Here is a 19,020-nt window from a genome sequence, read left to right on the forward strand (position 1 = left end):
GCTAATGTCCCCTCCTCATGCTCTTTGAGGGGGGATTTGTCAGAGACTAAGCCTAATCTAGGGCGTTAGCACCACCGACAATTTCAGTAATTTCTTGCGTAATCGCGGCTTGACGCGCGCGGTTGTACTGGATAGTCAAATCCGAAATGATTTTCTTAGCATTGTCTGTCGCAGTCTGCATAGCCGTCATCCCTGCTGCATGCTCTGCTGTTTTAGCATCGACCAAGGCACCAAAAATCATACTTTCCGCAAATTGGGGCAAGAGCTGATCCAAAATTGCTTTCCGATTTGGCTCCAACTCAAAGGTTAAGCCAACCTCACGGTCTGTTACTTCTTCAGCATCCAAGTCCGTAATCGGAAGCATTTGCTGCACACGAACCTGGCTGGTAATGGAATTGACATGGTGGTTGTAACAGACGTAAAGTTCATCATAAATTTCAGTCTTATACATTTCAACAGATTGAGAAATAATCCGACCAACCTGTTCAAAGGTTGGATGGTCTGCAAGACCACGTAATTCAAACATAACCGGCATCTTACGGGCCTTGAAAAAATCAGCCCCTGTCGATCCAATAGCAATGATTCCATACTCTTCAGGACTGTCATGGTATTCAGCAATCAAATCCATCATAGCTTTAAGAATCTTAGCATTGTAACCGCCGACCAATCCCTTATCAGAAGTGATGACGATGTAGCCTGTTTTTTTGACAGGACGAGAGGCCAGCATAGGGTTATCAGACCCATTAACCAACTCTGAATGCAACAAATCGGTCGTAATCTGACGAATCTTTGCTGCATAGGTCTGAAATTCCTTTGAGCCCTGTTCTGACTTAATCAGCTTACTGGATGATACCATATACATGGCACTGGTAATTTTACTGGTCTTCTCTGTAGAAGTAATCCGAGATTTAATTTCACTTAGTGATCCTGCCATACCAGCCTCCTATTGGAATGATGTTTGGACTTTAAAGGCAGTAATGGCCTCATCAAGAACTGCTTCTTCAGGCAGATCCTTGGTCGTCCGAATCGTTTCAAAAATGTGGGCGTGATGGAGATCGATATAAGCATAGAGAGACTCCTCAAACTGGAGCACATCTTCCACAGGTACACTATCCAAGAAACCATGGGTTAGGGCATAGAGAATCACAACTTGCTTCTCAACCGGCAATGGTTTGTGAAGAGGTTGCTTAAGCACCTCAATAGTCCGACGACCACGGTTAAGTTTAGCTTGTGTAGCCGCATCCAAATCACTACCGAACTGAGTAAAGGCCTCCAACTCACGATAAGAAGCTAGATCCAAACGTAAGGTTCCTGCTACCTTCTTCATGGCCTTAATCTGAGCAGAACCACCGACCCGTGATACGGAAGAACCCGCATCAATGGCTGGACGAATCCCTGAGTTAAAGAGACTTTCTTGCAAGAAAATCTGACCATCGGTAATGGAAATAACGTTGGTTGCAATGTAGGCTGAGATATCCCCTGCTTGTGTTTCGATAAATGGCAGAGCAGTGATTGAACCACCACCCAAATCATCAGAAACCTTAGCTGAACGTTCCAAAAGACGGCTATGCAGATAGAAAACATCTCCTGGATAGGCCTCACGTCCTGGAGGACGACGAAGCAAGAGGGACAATTCACGATAGGCTACCGCTTGTTTAGACAAATCATCGTAAACAATCAGAACGTGTTTACCTTGATACATGAACTCCTCAGCCATAGCAACACCTGCATATGGTGCAATAAAGAGCAATGGTGATGGTTGTGAGGCCGAAGCCGTTACAACGATGGTATACTCCATAGCTCCGTATTTTTTCAGAGTTTCAACCTGAGTACGAACTGTCGATTCCTTTTGACCAATGGCTACATAGATACAGATCATATCCTGACCTTTTTGGTTAAGGATGGCATCGATGGCGACAGACGTTTTCCCTGTCTGACGGTCACCGATAATCAACTCCCGTTGACCACGCCCAATTGGTACCAAGGCGTCGATCGCCTTGAGACCTGTCTGCATAGGTTCAGAAACTGATTTCCGTTGCATGACACCAGGTGCTGGTGTTTCGATAGGACGCGTACGGGCAGTTTTGATTTCTCCCAAACCATCCACTGGTTGACCAAGTGGGTTCACGACACGACCAATCAAGGCGTCCCCGACAGGAACTTCCATGATTTTACCAGTACGTTTAACAACGGAACCCTCCCGAATAGATTGAAAATCTCCGAGGATGATAATCCCGATATCATTGGTTTCCAAGTTTTGGGCCATCCCAAATGACCCATTTTCAAAGACCAACAATTCCCCACTCATTGCATGGCCGAGGCCTTTAGCACGGGCGATCCCGTCCCCAACGTAGGTTACAATCCCTGTCTCCACAAAATCAAAGTCAGGTTGAAAATTGTCTATTTGCTGTCTTAATAAGGCGCTAATTTCTTGTGCATTAATAGCCAAAAGAACACCACTTTCTATTATTTCTTAGAGTTTGTTTTTCAATTCCTGTAACTGATGACGGATACTGGTGTCGATGATCTGGTTATTCACCGATACGACAAAACCAGCAATAAGTGTCTCATCAATCGTCTCAATAATTTCACGGGTTTGAATGGCAAAGCGGCCCTCAACAAACTCACGCAACCGCTCCTTCTGCTCAAGGCTAAAGGGAACGGCTGTCGTCAATTCAATATTAAAAACATGCGTTGTCTGACTGATTTCAAGCAACACTTCTTCAAAAACAGGCAACAACAGGGGCAACTTGTCTTCGGAAATAAATACTTCCATCAGCTGATTCAAATCGTGAAATTCAGATTGTCTGAGCTTACGCACATAGGCTATCTTCTCAGACTTTGGAATTAAATCTGAGGTCAACACATCTTGGAGATTGGTCTCTTTAAAAATTTTCACAAGAGCATCCACTTCTTCATAAACAGGCCAAGTCTGTTCCTTCTCCAAGGCAGATGTTACCAAAGCATGGGCTTGTTTTTTGACCAAGGTCACATCTTTTGCATTCATCTACTTGTCTCCCAAACGATCCAGATACTGGTCAATCAAGGCTACCTTACGTTCTGGTGTCAATTCCTCTTTGAGGATTTTTTCCGCCAAATCAACAGCCATTTGAGCCACATCTTTTTGAACACTTTCAATCGCGTCTTCACGCGCCTTGTCAGCATCGAGACGAGCCCGTTCTTTAATTTCAGCAGCTTCTTGATGAGCGGCCTTAATGATTGCCTTCTTGTTATCCGCACCGACTAGGGTTGCCCCCTCGATAATCTTGTCAGCCTCTGCCTTGACACCCTTCAACTCAGTTTCTCGTTGATTGGCAAATATCTCAGCACTCTGCAAGGCTTTCTCAGTTTGATCTAACTCGTGAGCAATTTTTTGAGCCCGTTGGTCAAAGATTCCTGTGATATTTTTCCAAGCAAAGAGACGAATAAGAAGAAACAGGACCAGAAAAGCAGCGGTTGCAATAATAAAATTGCCCAAATGTGTACTTGCTAATACTGTTGTAAACATAGTTTTTTTCCTCTTCTAATCTTAGTGTCCATTAACCTTTTTGCCAATATACATGGCTGATAAAAGGGTGAAGACGTAGGCTTGTAGGCTGGAAATAAAGACTGAAAAAGCAAGCCAAACAAGCAACAATACAAATGAAATTGGTGTCCAGAACCAATCAACAAAAGCTAGCTTGAGCAAGAGTCCAATCACGATTTCACCTGCATAGATATTACCGTACAAACGCAAGGCCAAGGAAACCACATTGGTCACCTCTTCCAAGAGGTTCATCGGAAGCATCAACTTCATCGGTTGCAGGAAGTTATGCAAGTAACCTTTAAGGCCTTTTTCCTTCAACCCTTCGAAATGACAGAACACCGCAACAATCAAAGATAGGGCAAAACAATAAGCCATGTTAGCTGTAGGCGATGTCCATAAGAGGCCACCCTCGTGATTCTGCAGATGGGTAATCAACCCAAGGTTATTCGCCACTAACACCAAACCAAACATGGTAAACAAAAACGGCATGTATTGTTTAGCATAGTGCTCACCAAGATTATCTCGAGCAACACCATAAATAAAGTCAAAGACATACTCTAGAACATTTTGTTTCCCTGTTGGCTTGAGCTTCATCTGACGACTCGTCCAAAATACAAAACCAAAAACGACAAGAACCGCCAAGGTAGACATGGCAAGTATGGTTAAATCAAAGGTTACAGGGCCAATGGTGATTGCTGGATTAGCATGTTCTTCCATCTATCTCCCCCCTTTCCATCAATTGTCGACTTACTTAAGAACCATTGCCATGGCAAGCGTAACGAAGAACGTCCCTTCCATGAAGGCAATACCGAGGAACATCAAGGGTTGCAACTTACCTAAAATCTCAGGTTGACGGGCTGCTGCTTGCATCATATTCGCAATCATAAAACCTTCCCCAATTGCTACACCAAGACAGGCAATACCAAGTGCCAAAATACCTAAACTCATTATGAATGACTCCTTTAAAATTTTTTACCAAGCTATTATAGTCCTATTTTTCCGCAATGTCAAAGGTTTAAGGGAGATTTTGAAGTGATTTTGTTGAACCATTCTTGACCATTTTCAGAAACCTATTTTCATATTTAAGTGTAAAAGAAAAGAGAGGGGAAAGAACTCCTAAAAGAGAATAAGAGTTCGATGACTTCGCTTCTGGGTTTATGAGCTCAGGCTGAAACGGTCTCTTCCCAGACCGTTTTGACACTGACGTCGTCAGCTCTATTTCCAACTTCAAAAGGTCCCCCGGACCGTTCTGACAATGACGTCGTCAGATTCATTTCCAACTTCAAAAGGTCCCCCGGACCGTTCTGACAATGACGTCGTCAGCTCTATTTCCAACTTCAAAAGGTCCCCCGGACCGTTCTGACAATGACGTCGTCAGCTCTATTTCCAACTTCAAAAGGTCCCTCGGACCGTTCTGACAATGACGTCGTCAGCTCTATTTCCAACTTCAAAAGGTCCCCCGGACCTTTTGAACTCCCACCATCGCATGGCTTTGACAGTCTGGGGAGAGACTGTCAAAGGTGCGAGCCTATAAAATCGAAAGTGAGCAACAGTCTGGTGGACTGTTTGAGGTTGAAAAAAACGCAAACTAGGTTTGCGTCATTCGTTAAGGTTCTATAAGCTAACAACATCAGCCTATCAGAGTTCATTCAGTAGTGGTTCATTGGTGCTAAAGCACCTAATGAACTGTGCAGGGGACTTTCTAAGTTGGCCAAACTAGCAGAAAGGCTCCCAACCATTGCGTTAGAATGTTAAAATGAACTCTAGATAGCGAGGTTGAACTTTATGATCAACCTGTTTGGTATTCTATTTCTTCAAATTCCAGATTTCTTCTGCGTATTCCGTGATGGTATCATCAGAAGTGAACTTGCCTGAAGTTGCAATGTTCATGAGACTCATTCGAGACCAGGTTCTTTGGTCACGATAGAGGCTGTCGATTCGTTCTTGTGCTGACACATAAGCATCAAAGTCTGCCAAGAGGAAGTACTCGTCATTTTGCGTAATCAAAGCATCATAGATTTCAGACCCTTCGCTCTGACTATTTGGAATGGTACCATTGATGAAGGTATCCACCACACGCTTGAGAACAGGATTGTTTTCATAAACACCACGTGAGTAATAGTCGTGTTTGGCATAGTGGTCGTAAACCTCATCCTTGGTCAAGCCAAAGATAACAATATTGTCATCACCGCATTCGTCCTTAATTTCAATATTAGCTCCATCCAAGGTCGCTAGGGTAATGGCACCAGTCATCATGAATTTCATATTTGAGGTTCCAGAAGCTTCTTTTGATGCGGTAGAAATTTGTTCTGACACATTGGCTGCTGGCACAATCAACTCTGCCAGGCTAACATTGTAGTTTTCAAGGAAGACAACCTTGAGTTTGCTTTGGAGGCTCGCATCATTGTTAATCAAATTCGCAAGTTCATTGATTAATTTGATAACAGACTTGGCAAAGTGGTAACCAGGTGCTGCCTTGGCACCAAAGATGAAAACACGAGGAACCATATCCTTGTCAGGGTTGTCCTTCAAATCCCAATACAGTTTGATGATGTGGAGGACATTGAGTAACTGACGTTTATAGGCGTGGAGGCGTTTGACCTGGACATCGAAGATAGCATCTGTAGATACTTCTACTCCAGTTGTTTCCAAGATATATTTAGCTAAGCGAGCCTTAGCTTCTTGCTTAACTTGGTAGAAATTAGCAAGAACAGCATCATCATCGGCAAAAGCTTCCAGTTTCTTGAGCTGATGAATGTCCTTGCGCCATTCCTTACCGATGGTTTCATCAATAGCTGCAGACAATTCTGGAGCCGCAATTTGAGTCCAACGACGTTGGACGATACCATTCGTCTTGTTGTTGAATTTCTCAGGATAAAGCACGTAGAAATCATGAAGGGTATCTTCTTTGAGTAATTCCGTATGGAGTTTAGCTACGCCATTGACAGAATGACCACCAATAATAGCTAGGTTAGCCATATGGATTTGACCATTTTTCACGATACGAGTCCGTTCAATGAGGTCAGCGTCTCGACCTTCTTGAGCCAAACCTGCAACAAAGCGGTTATCAATTTCAAGAATAATTTGGTAAACCCGAGGCAGAACTTTCTTGAAGAGACCCGCATCCCATTTTTCGAGAGCTTCAGACAAAATGGTGTGGTTGGTGTAACTCATGGTCTGAACGGTCGTGCTCCAAGCTGCATCCCATTCCAAACCATATTCATCAACCAAGAGGCGCATGAATTCAGCAGGTGCTACAGCTGGGTGAGTATCATTGATATGGACAGAGACTTTCTCATGAATGTTTTCAAGTGGCAAACCTTGCTTGAGGTAAGACTTGATGATGGTCTGCAAACCTGCTGACGTCATGAAATATTCTTGAACCAATCGCAACTGCTTTCCTTCATAATTAGAGTCATCTGGATAAAGGATGGCTGTAATGTCTTGGACAGCGCGACGATCAGCTAGGGTTGGATAGTTTAACTCGTACTCTTCTGGAATTTCAACATCCCAAAGACGGAGGTTGTTGATATTCCCATTTTCAAAACCAATTTGTGGAACATCATAAGGAACTGCGCGAAGCACCTGAGCGTCCTTATATACAGGGCTGAATTTGCCATTTTCATCAATGGCCAAGTAAACATCCCCGAAGAGTTTAATATCAACAACATCATGGTCCTTACGGACTTCCCAGACGTTACCGATTGAACCAAACCAAGAGTCTGGCAATTCTACTTGATAACCGTCAACAATCCGCTGCTTGAAGAGACCATACTTGTATCGTAGACCATTCCCAAACCCTGGATAACCAGTTGTCGCCAATGAATCCATGAAGGCTGCCGCCAGACGACCAAGGCCTCCGTTTCCAAGTGCCATATCGTGCTCTGCATTTTTTACAGCCTCAAAATCAACGTCTAAATCAGCAAAACCAGCCTTGACAAGATCAAGGATTCCGAGGTTGAGCAAGTTGGTTTCTAACATACGGCCTGGTAGGAATTCGATGGAAAAATAATAAGCAATCTTTTGCTGTTCTTCTGAAAGTTTGCGGTTGCGCTCCAACCAAGAGTCCGTGTAATATTTTCGGATAACCTTGGCCAAGGTTGTAAACAGTTCCGCAGGTGTTGCTGCAGGAACCTTAATCAACTGTTCCTCATGCAAGGTATCCTTAAAATCACGGATAAACTGCTCTTTGGTTAAGTTTTCTAAAGTCATGATTGTCCTTTCTTAATGACATTATTCTGCTAAAAAGGTTACCCCGGCTAAAAAGTCGACATAACCTTGGTGTTTTTATGTAAGGTAACGGTACAAGTCAAGATAAGCTTGACTGGCTGTATCCCAAGAAAAATCACAAGTCATGGCATTTTCTTGAAGCTTTTTCCAAGCTTGAGGCTGATTATAATATAAATCTAAGGCAGTCTCAAGCGTTTTAGTCAACCAGAATCCGGAGAACTCATTGAAACTAAAGCCAGTACCAGAACCATCAAATTGATTGTAAGCCTGAACGGTGTCCTTAAGACCTCCAACTTCGTGGACCAAAGGCAAGGTTCCATAGCGCATGGCCATCATCTGAGAGAGACCACAAGGTTCAAAGGCTGATGGCATGAGAAAGAGGTCACAGGCGGCATAAATTTGCTGGGCCAACTGCAAGTCAAAGGTAATGTTAGCAGACAACTTATCTGGATAAGCTGATGCAAACCAAGAGAAGGCTTCTTCATAGGCTGCATAACCCGTTCCCAAAAGCACAATCTGAAGGTCGAACTGCAGGATATTATTAAGTTCCTGCACGACCAAATCAAAGCCCTTTTGATCTGTCAAACGTGAGACGACCCCAATTACAGGGACTTCTGAACGAACTGGTAAACCAAGTCTTTCCTGCAGAGCAACCTTATTGGCAGCCTTACCAGATAAATCAGTGACAGAAAAATGGTGGGGAATCAGTGAATCTGTTTCAGGATCCAACTCAGCCGTATCAATTCCATTTACAATACCAGAAAGTTTTCCTGCTTCCATACGCATAACTGGATCAAGCCCCTTCCCAAATTCAGGAGTCATAATCTCATAGGCGTAGGATGGGGAAACAGTGGTCACACGGTCTGAGTAGAGGACAGCTGCCTTCATCCAGTTGAGACAATCATTCCAACGTAAGGTCCCATCAGCATAGCGTTCACCGCCAACTCCAAAGAGGTCCCCTAACATACCAGGATCAAACTGACCTTGGAACTCAATATTATGGATGGTAAAGACTGTCCTGATACCACGATAGGTCTCAATCCAGTGATATTTTTCCCTTAGCAAGAAAGGAATCATAGCCGTATGATAGTCATGGACATGAAGAACTTCTGGAATAAAGTCAACCTTTTCCATCATTTCTAGGGCTGCTAGCTGGAAGAAAGCAAAGCGTTCGCCATCATCCCATTCTCCGTAAACTCGACCGCGGTAGAAATATTGCTGATTATCTAGGAAATAGAAGGTCACGCCCTCACGAATAATTCGCTTAACACCTACATACTGGTGACGCCAGCCCACATTAGTGTAGTAATAACAAACATCCTCGACCTGGTCACCGAATTTAGCAGCAATCGTGTCATAATAAGGAAGAACAACCGCAACCTCGTGACCGTGCTTGACCAGGGATTTGGGGAGAGCCCCGATGACATCCCCCAAACCACCTGTTTTCGCAAAAGGAGCCCCTTCTGCTGCTACAAATAAGATTTTCATGCGATAATATCTCCAGTAATTTCTTGTCCTTTTGAGATAACCAGCGGTTGCTCAGCAGTTCCCTTAATCGTTACACCTGCTGGGATTTTAGCACCCTTGTCGATGATGGCATACTCAACAGTTGCTCCCTCACCAATGGTTACCTTAGGAAAGACTACCGTATGGCTCAGTTTTGCTCCTGTCTCAACACGGCATGACCGAGAAACGATGGAATGTTCTACATTTCCCTTGATAATAGAACCAGATGCAAACTGAGAATCATTAACGACTGAACTTGGGTCAAAGTAGGTTGATTCCTCATTTTTAACCTTGGTATAGACCTTTTGGTTAGAATACAGCAAAGAATAGAACTTAGCAGGATCCAACATATCCATATTTGCGTCAAAGTAAGATTTAACGGAGTGGATATTGCAAAGGTAACCTGTGTATTCAAAGGCAAGCCCATGGTCCTCAACGATAAGGTCACGGAGCAAATAGCGGAGCTTCTTAGGTTGTTCTTTCTGGGCTTCTTTTTCCATCTGCTCGATCAACCATGGTGTGTTAACCACATAGATACCCGCAGACATCTTCTCAGTTTCACTTGATGAATCAACCTTGCGACTGCCAACTACAGAATCAGTCTCGTCCACATCTAAGATGTCATTGTCGCCTGAGATACTACTTACAGGCAATTTTTTATAGACAACTGTGATGTTACGTTTATTGGCATTATGGAGATGAATCACCTGTTGCAAGTCAATATTGCATAGGACGTCACATGACATATAGATAGTTTGGTCAGAGCCAGCCCGACGGAGGTAGGTCAAAATTTGCTCATAGTAATCCGCATCTGACAAAGTTGAATCTGTTGCAGAATCATAGAAACCAAGGAAATAGTGACTCAAAAGCGTGTTTAGGCCCCACTCGCGACCAGAACGAATATGATCAAAGATAGAGCGGATATTTTGTCCACGGAAAATCCCATAAACACTACGTACACCAGCATTGGCCAAGTTAGACAACTGAAAGTCAATCAGACGGTACTTGCCATCAAAAGGTAGGCTTGCCAAGGGACGGTTAGCCGTTAGACCTTCCATCTCTGCAAAGCCAATCGCATTACCAAGAATGGCAGAATATTTATCAATCTTCATTTGGAACCCCCACTACTTCATTATAGCCAATAACTTGTACTTCCTCAGTACCATCAATTACAACACCATCTCCAATCTTAGCCCCTTCGCCAATAATAGCGCGAGTAATCTTAGCCCCTTCGCCAATCACAGCTCCGCTCATGATAAAGGAGTCCTTGATTTCAGCACCTTCTTTAACCTGTACGTTAGTAGACAAGATGGAATGTTCAACCTTACCAGCTACAAAACAGCCATCGACAACGAGAGAGTCCGTAACACTAGCTGATTTTGTGATAAAGTTTGGTGGTGCAATATGGTTACGGGAATAAATTTTCCAAGAACGGTCACGGCTATGGAGTTCATTGTCCTCACCGATATATTCCATGTTTGATTCCCATAGAGATTCAATGGTACCTACGTCTTTCCAGTAACCTGCAAAATTATAGGTATAAACAGGTTCACCTGTTTCAAGATAGGTTGGGATAACATTTTGACCGAAGTCAGACATGTCAATGCCGTTTTTCTCAGCATCGACCAACATCTTCCGCAAGCGAGCCCAGTTGAAGATATAAATACCCATAGAGGCTTTGGTGGATTTTGGATTAGCTGGTTTTTCTTCAAACTCAACGATACGGTCGTTGCTGTCAGTATTCATAATCCCGAAACGACTCGCTTCCTTAAGCGGCACATCGATAACAGCAACTGTTAAGGACGCCATATTGTCCTTGTGGGTTTGAAGCATGTCGTCATAATCCATCTTGTAAATGTGGTCCCCAGACAAGATCAAGACATACTCAGGGTCGATACTGTCGATGTAATCAATGTTTTGATAGATAGCATGGCTGGTACCTTGGAACCAACGGTTCCCTTCTGTTGCAGAATAGGGTTGCAAAATTGTCGCTCCGCTATTGATGCCATCCAGGCCCCAGCTAGAACCATTACCGATATGGCTATTGAGGGCTAGGGGTTGGTACTGGGTAATGACACCGACATTGTTAATCCCTGAATTAGCACAGTTTGAGAGGGCAAAATCGATAATGCGATAACGACCGCCGAACTGGACAGCAGGTTTTGCGATGGACTGGGTCAATTTCCCAAGACGGGTTCCTTGACCACCAGCCAAGATAAGGGCTAACATCTCATTTTTCATAAGTTTGTTCCTTTTTTCTTAATTTTAATCATGAGCTAAGTTAATGTTCTCGAGAGCAAGGCAAATCGCTCAATAAAACTCAATCGGTTTTACTTTTTCAAGCGACGTTTGATTTTCCAAACACTGGCCCCGAGAGCAGGGAGGGTGAAACTGAGCGTGTGGTCGTAGTCCTTCCACTTACCAGGCTGGGTGCGGGTTTGGGGATTTGTTTCCTTCCAGACACCCCCGTAGACTTCCAGCTCAGTATTCAAAATTTCTTCATAAATACCGGCTTGAGGAAGTCCAATGGTAAAGTTTTTTCGCTCGACAGGTACCATATTAAAGACACAGACGAGGAACTCTCCCTTGTCATTCTGTCGGATGAAGGAGAGGACTGACTCGGCCTTATTATCTGCATCGATAATTTCGATACCGGCATAGCTGTCATCAATCTGCCAGAGGGCCTTATGGTCCTTGTAAAACTGATTCAGATCTGCTGTGAAATGACGCATCTTGGCATTCATCTGGTCCTCTAAATTGGACCATTCCAACTCGTGGTTGAATTTCCACTCCAAAAATTGTCCATACTCAGATCCCATGAAGAGTAATTTCTTACCAGGGTGACAAATTTGGTAGGTATAGAGATTACGAAGTCCCGCAAACTGATTGTAGCGATCACCCCACATCTTATGCATGAGACTCTTCTTGCCGTGGACGACTTCATCATGTGAAAATGGTAGGACAAAATTTTCATTGAAGGCGTACATAAAGCTAAAGGTCACCAGATTAAAGTCATACTGACGGTAAATAGGGTCTGACTCGTAGAATTTGAGGATGTCATTCATCCAGCCCATGTTCCACTTGTAGTCAAAACCAAGGCCACCATCAGCAATGGACTGGGTAATTGGTGTTGCAGCAGTTGACTCCTCCGCAATCATCATGACGTCCGGATGGAATTTTTTTACCACTGCATTGAGTTTCTGGAGGAAATAATAACCTTCATAGTTGCGATTGCCGCCATCCTTGTTCGGTTTCCATGGTCCATCATCATAATCAAGATAGAGCATGTTGCTGACTGCATCCACACGGATTCCGTCAATGTGAAAATGTTCTATCCAGTAGAGGGCGCTAGAAATGAGGAAGGACTGGACTTGGTTCTTCCCTATATCAAAGTTTAAAGCTCCCCAACGATAATTATGGGCTCGATCATGATCCTCGTATTCAAAAGTCGGTGTCCCATCGTAATAGGCAAGGGCATCATCATTTTGGGTGAAATGTCCTGGAACCCAATCGACCAAAACGCCGATATTATTCAAGTGGCAAGCTTCAACAAATTCCTGAAAATCTTCTGGTGTCCCGTAAGTGTGTTCAAAGGCGAAATAACTCATGAGCTGATAGCCCCAGGACATCCCCAAAGGATGGGCCATAAGAGGCATAAACTCAACATGGGTGTAATTCATCTCCACCAGATATGGAATGAGTTCCTCTGTGAGTTCCTTGAAGGTCATGGGCTGGCCATCAGGTTTGTTTTTCCAAGAGTTAGCATGAACCTCATAAATATTGACTGGTCGCTGTTTAAATCCGAAGCGCTTGCGTCGGCCCATCCAGAGACCATCTTTCCACTTGCGTTCCTGCTCTTTACGGATAAAGGTTGCTGTGCCAGGTCTTGCCTCATGGTAGCTTGCAAAGGGATCAATTTTTTCCACCTGATGCCCCGAAGCCCGGGTAACCAAATACTTGTACAGATTTCCTTCTTGAGGAAGTGTTGAAAATCCTTCCCAGACACCACCCTCATTTCTGATCAGTTCAAGTGGCCTTTCCTTCCAATCCGTGAAATCCCCAATCACCTGAACGGCCTGGGCATTAGGTGCCCAAACACGGAAGACAAAGCCTTCTTCACCATCTCTGACGACTGCGTGCGAGCCCAAATAATCCTTGACATGAAAATTTTCACCGGTGCCGAAGGTTCTCAGAGCTTCTTGTTCTCCCATCGTTTCCCCCTTTCTTTTAGTAAAGCGTTTTCATTGTTTATTAACATAAATAACCCTCGGAAAACCTCGGGTTATTATACTAAATCCAATGAACTTATCCTAAACGCTTGAAATTTCTCTTGAAAATATGTAAGCGTTTCTCAATACATCAAGTATACCATAAGTCTATGAATCTGTCATGCTAATTTTAAGATTTTTTTCATGAGAATTGTAAGAAATATGGTAACCATTTTCTTGACCTAACTTAAAGTTGACTACACCACTATTTTCTTCAGCAGATTCAATGAAAACCTGCTCTCGGATAGCTGCAAAAGTTTCTAGTGAGAACAAGGGATTCTCACGTTTGAGCGCCATTAAAGTTCTTGTTTTTTCAACGGATTCACGATTAGTCGTGACCAAGTTCCAGTCAATCTGGTTGACCTCATCTGGTGCATTGTAGGAATTCATAGCACGTTCCTTGTCTGCCCAGGTCAGCTGTCCATCAGGCCCTGTCGGATAGAGCTTGGTTCGCATGAATTCTTGGCCCAATTCCATGAAACAAATCCCCTGCATCAAGAGGTTCATTCCAGTCGCCAACTCTACTCTTTTGACATGGTCTGCCTGACTATCATCTGGATGGAGTTCCAGTAGCAAATCATTGAGATTATAGTTATCATGAGCTTCAACATAGTTGACGACCTGACTCGGAGTCAAATAGTCGTTCAATTCATCGCTACCAAGGATGGCCTTGGCCACCTTACTTTCCTTACCTGCACCTGAGACGAAGCCCTTCTTAAAGTATCCATAGACCTCTGCTCCTTTGACAGCGTTACGCTGGTCATCATTGAAAAATCCAATGCCTGGCAACAGGGTCGCGTTTTGTTTCTTAGCCTTCTGTTCAGGTGCCAAGCCTGTACCCATATCCCAGCCTTCACCATAAATAAGGATGCGAGGATCAATCTTATCCAGTTCTTGGCGGATAAGGTTCATGGTCTCCACATCATGAAGTCCCATGAGATCAAAACGAAAGCCGTCAACATTGTATTCTGTGACCCAATAGCGAATTGAGTCCAACATATACTTGCGGAACATGGCTTTTTCACTGGCTGTTTCATTACCGCAACCAGTGCCATCTTGGAAGGAACCATCCACATTCATACGGTAGAAATAATCTGGTACTGTCCGCTGGAAGGGCGATTTTAAACTAGAGAAGGTATGATTATAGACCACATCCATAATGACACCGATACCCGCATCATGATAGGCTTGGATGACCTGCTTCAATTCATGGATTCGGGCTGTCGGACTCAGGGGATTGCTGGTAAAGGATGCCTCGGGCACATTGTAATTTTCCGGATCATAACCCCAGTTATATTTATAGGAACCATCAGCTTCTATGATTTGATGGTGGTCAAAAATCGGTTGGAGTTGAATGTAATTGTATCCTGACTCCTTCAGGTAGTCAAAGCAGGTCTTATCTCCAAATGCATTGACCGTTCCAGTTTCAATAGCCCCGAGAAACTTGCCGCGTTTCGCAGCTGACACTCCTGAAGTCTCAGATTTAGAAAAATCACGGATATGAATTTCTGCTATGACTGCACGATTGGGATTGGATAAACGCCAAGGGGCCTCGATACCATGTTTGACCGAAAAACCAGCCGGTCGGAGGTCCTCCTCAGCAATGACAATAGACCGTCTCCCCCTGCCCACGGTTGCTATGGTATAGGGATCACGAGTATCTTGATAAGTACGCTTACGATAGTAAATACGATAGGCATAGGCTTGAAAATTCCAATCTCCTGGGACCATCAAAGACCAGACTCCCTGTGTATTTTTTGACCAATCCTCAGGATTTGCCTCCTGACCACGAACCATTGGATAGACCTGGGAAACACTAGCCCTCTCATCAGTTGAACTATAAAAAATCAACTCTACACGTTCAGCTGTCGGTGCCCAAACCCGAAAAGTCGTCTCGGATGGCTGATAACGAAAACCAAACCAACCATCAAAGGCCCATTTTCGGTCGAACGCTCTGCTAGCTACTGCCATATCAAAAGCATGTGCCTGACGATGACTGTAATGATGACTGGTGACCGCTGCTTGTCGAGAATAGTAAAGTCTATCATCTCCATCGACCAGCCAAACCTCAGTTTTAGGAATTCCACTATTGCGTCTCACCTGAAAATCGACAGACTTCTTAGACCAGTCAGCAGTTTTTAGCATCAGGTAGACTTCAGGCAAAAAATCTTCGGAAGGATAGGTCAAAGTTGCCACAGCCCCAAAACTATCATAACGCTGAAAATAAGCATCTCTTCCTAACTGGCCTTCCTGCCACTGCCATAAACTTAAATCAAAGTAGGGAGTGTACTGACTATGCACATGGACAAGCACCGTATTTTCCACTTGATTTCCTCTTTCTTTCTCCGTTTAAAAGGCACCCTTGCTTGACAAGAGCACCCTAATTGTCTCATAATAGCACTTTTTATGCTGATGGTTTAGTTACTTTTGTCCATATCTTCTAACTCATGGCTGAGCTTATCAGCTAATTCACGCAAGGCTAACTCAGCAGGATCTTGTATGATGGCATCGTCCTGAATTTCATCTATATTGGCAAAAAAGGTAATATGGTTCTTGAGATTTTCTAAGAAAACCGGAGCATCTCCACCATATTCACCATCTAAATTAATCATCATCCGTTGTCGGGTCAAGGGATCAATCAGAATCTTGCTGGTTTTGATGTATTCAACCCGCTTATCATTGACATGCTGGCCACCACTGAGGAGCAGGCGAATGAGGTGAACAATCTCAAAAAGATTGGCAGTCTTAACCATAATGAGGGTAAACTTACCATCGTCCAACTTAGCATCTGGTGCAATGGTCTCAAAGCCCCCAACTGAGTTAGTCAAGGCAGCAAAAATCATAGAGACCTTACCCTCAAAGACACCTTCGTCATGCTCAACCCGAACAGGCACAGCTGAAACCTGAGGCAGGAGTTCCACTCCCTTAGCCAGGTAAGCCAAATAACCAAAGATCGTCTTGAGCTGACTTGGAACACTGTAAGTGAGTTCTGTAAAGGAACCTGCTGCTGCAATATTGATGAAATAGTCCTGGTGATTAGCCTGTCCAATATCCATCTGAACCAGCTGACTTTGCCCAATAATTTTAGCCGCGGCCACTGGATTCCCCCGTGGGATTTTCAGGGCACGTGCATAGTCATTAGTTGTCCCAGTAGGGATGATAGCCATAAGGGGTCGTTTATCCAGTGGTGCAATTCCGTTAACCACTTCGTTGATCGTGCCATCGCCACCAGCTGCGATAACAAGATCAAAACCTGCCTGAGCAGCACGGGTAGCTTCATTTTTTGCAGAATTTGGCTCCGCAGTCGTCTGAAAGGCCGATGTCTCATAGCCATAACCTTCCAAGACATTAAGAACCTCTGCTACATTTTTCTTCATGATTTCCTGACCAGAGGTCGGATTATAGATGAGCCGTGCTCGTTTATTACTTGCAACCATACTATTTCTCTTTTACTTTTATTTATAAACTATCCAACCAAGCCTCGTCACGGATGTCAATGCCCAAACTCTGAGCCTTTTCAAGTTTACTACCGGCATCGGTCCCTGCGATGACTAGATCTGTTTTCTTGGATACAGAACCTGTGACCTTGGCCCCTAAGCTCAGCAATTTTTCCTTAGCTTCATTCCGAGAGAGCTTTTCCAGTTTCCCAGTTAAGACAACGGTCTTACCTGATAGGGCGGCATCTGCTTGGACCCGTTGACCGAGATAGGTTAAATTAACACCATAATTAGCTAACTCATCCAAGAGTTCTCGAGCCCCAGAACGTTCAAAATAGGCAACCAATGAGTTAGCAATGACCGTCCCTAGACCATCGATTCCAGCGATGTCTTCTTCCGCCGCCTGAGATAGAGCCTGCAGGGTCTCAAATTTTTCCAAGAGGAGGCGACTGGCCTTGCTACCAACATGACGAATCCCCAAACCAAACAAGAGTTTCTCAGCCGAATTAGCTTTTGAAGCCTGAATAGCCTGATAGAGTTTGTCAGCCGATTTTTCTTTAAAGCCTTCTAACTGCAGAAAATCTGCTGCCTCCAAGCGATAAATATCTGCTACATCCTTGACTAGACCGGCCCTATAAACCTTTTCAACGACAGACGGACCCAAACCAGTGATGTTCATGGCATCCCGACTGGCGAAATGCTCTAAACTCCGCTGAATGAGACTCGGACATTGGGGATTGATACAGCGCAAGGCCACCTCATCCTCAAAATGAATGAGTTCAGAAGCACAGGACGGACAGGTTGTTGGAATCAGCATTGGCACCTGATCCTGTCGTTTATCCTCAACAACCCTGAGAACGGCCGGGATAATATCCCCAGCCTTGTAGACGATCACTGTATCACCGATACGGATATCCTTCTCAGCAATATAATCGACATTGTGCAGGGTTGCTCGACTGACTGTTGTCCCAGCCAATTGCACCGGTGTCAAATTAGCCGTTGGCGTCACCACCCCAGTCCGACCGACAGTCCAGTCGACTGAAAGGATTTGAGCTTCTTTTTCTTCAGCAGGAAATTTATAGGCAACAGCCCAGCGAGGGGCCTTGACCGTAAAACCAAGTTCTTCCTGCATGGCCAGATTGTTTACCTTAATGACAATACCATCGATATCATAAGGCAGGCTTAAACGCTGGTCCTGGATATGGGTGATAAAGTCCCAAATCTCATCCATAGACGAGGTAACGAGACGGGTTTTGTTGACGGAAAAGCCCAGTTGGCTCAATTCTTCCAAAACCTGTTCTTGGGTTTCACGTTGGGTGGGACTGGCCTCCTGATATAGGAAGGTCGCCAGACCCCGCTTGGCAACTACCGCTGTATCTAACTGCCGTAAGGTTCCCGCAGCGGCATTACGAGGATTAGCAAATTCAGCTTCGCCATTTTCCAAACGCTCAAGATTAATCCTATCAAAAGAAGCTCTCGGCAAATAGGCCTCACCTCGAACAGTAAGCGTTTGTCCAGCAGGCAAGGTCAGGGGGATGTCCTTGATTCGCTTCAGGTTCTCCGTGATATTTTCTCCTATAGTCCCATCACCTCGGGTCGCACCGACCATAAGTTGACCATCCACATAGGTTAGGGAAATAGACAACCCATCAATCTTAAGCTCCGCTAGGTAAGACGCCGATGGGAACTCAGCCTTGACACGGCGGTCGAACTCATCCAATTCCTGGCGCGAAAAAGCATCCTGCAAGGAGAAAAGAGGATACTCGTGTTCATATTTCACAAAACCTTCCAGAACCAAGCCTCCAACACGATGGGTCGGGCTATCCGGCAAGACAAGTTCAGGATGAGCAGTTTCAAGTTCTACCAATTGACGATAGAGTTGGTCATACTCTGCATCTGACACGGATGGATTGTCCTGGGTATAATATTCCATAGCATAGCGGTTGAGCTGATCAACCAGCGCCTTCATCTGTTCATTCATACTATTAGTTTACCATAAAAATTGCCATTCTCCTATCAAGAATCGTTCTAAGTTTACCTTTTCCAGGTATGA

Annotated in this window: 14 protein-coding genes; all 14 read right to left on the minus strand. The window is 44.3% G+C overall.

Annotated features, from left to right (window positions below):
* Positions 1 to 52: 52 nt before the first annotated feature.
* On the minus strand, positions 53 to 934 hold the full coding sequence (locus ACFORF_RS00260; protein ID WP_380424171.1) for a F0F1 ATP synthase subunit gamma: 882 nt from the start codon (positions 932 to 934) through the stop codon (positions 53 to 55).
* A 9-nt stretch (positions 935 to 943) separates the two neighbouring features.
* A complete protein-coding gene (atpA, locus tag ACFORF_RS00265) occupies positions 944 to 2,449 on the minus strand; it encodes a F0F1 ATP synthase subunit alpha (RefSeq protein WP_380424173.1) in 1,506 nt (501 codons plus the stop codon).
* 24 nt (positions 2,450 to 2,473) lie between these two features.
* Entirely contained in the window at positions 2,474 to 3,007 is a 534-nt protein-coding gene (locus ACFORF_RS00270) for a F0F1 ATP synthase subunit delta (protein ID WP_380424175.1), read from the minus strand.
* Positions 3,008 to 3,508, minus strand: a complete 501-nt coding sequence (atpF, locus tag ACFORF_RS00275) for a F0F1 ATP synthase subunit B (RefSeq protein WP_380424177.1) — start codon at positions 3,506 to 3,508, stop codon at positions 3,008 to 3,010. It abuts the gene before it with no gap.
* 21 nt (positions 3,509 to 3,529) lie between these two features.
* The gene (gene atpB, locus ACFORF_RS00280) at positions 3,530 to 4,243 is read right to left on the minus strand and encodes a F0F1 ATP synthase subunit A (protein ID WP_380424179.1); all 714 of its coding nucleotides are present in this window, start codon (positions 4,241 to 4,243) and stop codon (positions 3,530 to 3,532) included.
* Positions 4,244 to 4,273: 30 nt separating this feature from the next.
* Positions 4,274 to 4,474, minus strand: coding sequence for a F0F1 ATP synthase subunit C (locus ACFORF_RS00285; protein WP_380424181.1), 201 nt, complete (start codon positions 4,472 to 4,474; stop codon positions 4,274 to 4,276).
* Positions 4,475 to 5,332: 858 nt separating this feature from the next.
* Positions 5,333 to 7,738 carry a glycogen/starch/alpha-glucan phosphorylase gene (locus ACFORF_RS00290; RefSeq protein WP_380424183.1) on the minus strand — a complete coding sequence of 802 codons (2,406 nt, stop codon included), beginning with the start codon at positions 7,736 to 7,738 and terminating at the stop codon, positions 5,333 to 5,335.
* Between the two features lie 75 nt (positions 7,739 to 7,813).
* Complete coding sequence (gene glgA, locus ACFORF_RS00295) at positions 7,814 to 9,244, minus strand: glycogen synthase GlgA (RefSeq protein ID WP_380424185.1); 1,431 nt, start codon at positions 9,242 to 9,244, stop codon at positions 7,814 to 7,816.
* A complete protein-coding gene (gene glgD, locus ACFORF_RS00300) occupies positions 9,241 to 10,374 on the minus strand; it encodes a glucose-1-phosphate adenylyltransferase subunit GlgD (RefSeq protein ID WP_380424187.1) in 1,134 nt (377 codons plus the stop codon). Before glgD ends, glgA begins: the two co-directional genes overlap by 4 nt.
* On the minus strand, positions 10,364 to 11,503 hold the full coding sequence (locus tag ACFORF_RS00305; RefSeq protein ID WP_380424189.1) for a glucose-1-phosphate adenylyltransferase: 1,140 nt from the start codon (positions 11,501 to 11,503) through the stop codon (positions 10,364 to 10,366). Before ACFORF_RS00305 ends, glgD begins: the two co-directional genes overlap by 11 nt.
* 89 nt (positions 11,504 to 11,592) lie before the next feature.
* A complete protein-coding gene (gene glgB / locus ACFORF_RS00310) occupies positions 11,593 to 13,473 on the minus strand; it encodes a 1,4-alpha-glucan branching protein GlgB (protein ID WP_380424191.1) in 1,881 nt (626 codons plus the stop codon).
* 165 nt (positions 13,474 to 13,638) lie between these two features.
* Positions 13,639 to 15,855, minus strand: a complete 2,217-nt coding sequence (pulA, locus tag ACFORF_RS00315) for a type I pullulanase (protein ID WP_380424193.1) — start codon at positions 15,853 to 15,855, stop codon at positions 13,639 to 13,641.
* A 92-nt stretch (positions 15,856 to 15,947) separates the two neighbouring features.
* On the minus strand, positions 15,948 to 16,967 hold the full coding sequence (locus tag ACFORF_RS00320; protein ID WP_380424195.1) for a diacylglycerol kinase family lipid kinase: 1,020 nt from the start codon (positions 16,965 to 16,967) through the stop codon (positions 15,948 to 15,950).
* Between the two features lie 22 nt (positions 16,968 to 16,989).
* Positions 16,990 to 18,948: an NAD-dependent DNA ligase LigA gene (ligA, locus tag ACFORF_RS00325; protein ID WP_380424197.1), complete on the minus strand. Its 1,959-nt coding sequence runs from the start codon at positions 18,946 to 18,948 to the stop codon at positions 16,990 to 16,992.
* Positions 18,949 to 19,020 lie beyond the last annotated feature (72 nt).

Origin of the sequence: Streptococcus caprae, from assembly GCF_042649745.1 — a bacterium.
In the GTDB taxonomy this organism is placed as follows: domain Bacteria; phylum Bacillota; class Bacilli; order Lactobacillales; family Streptococcaceae; genus Streptococcus; species Streptococcus caprae.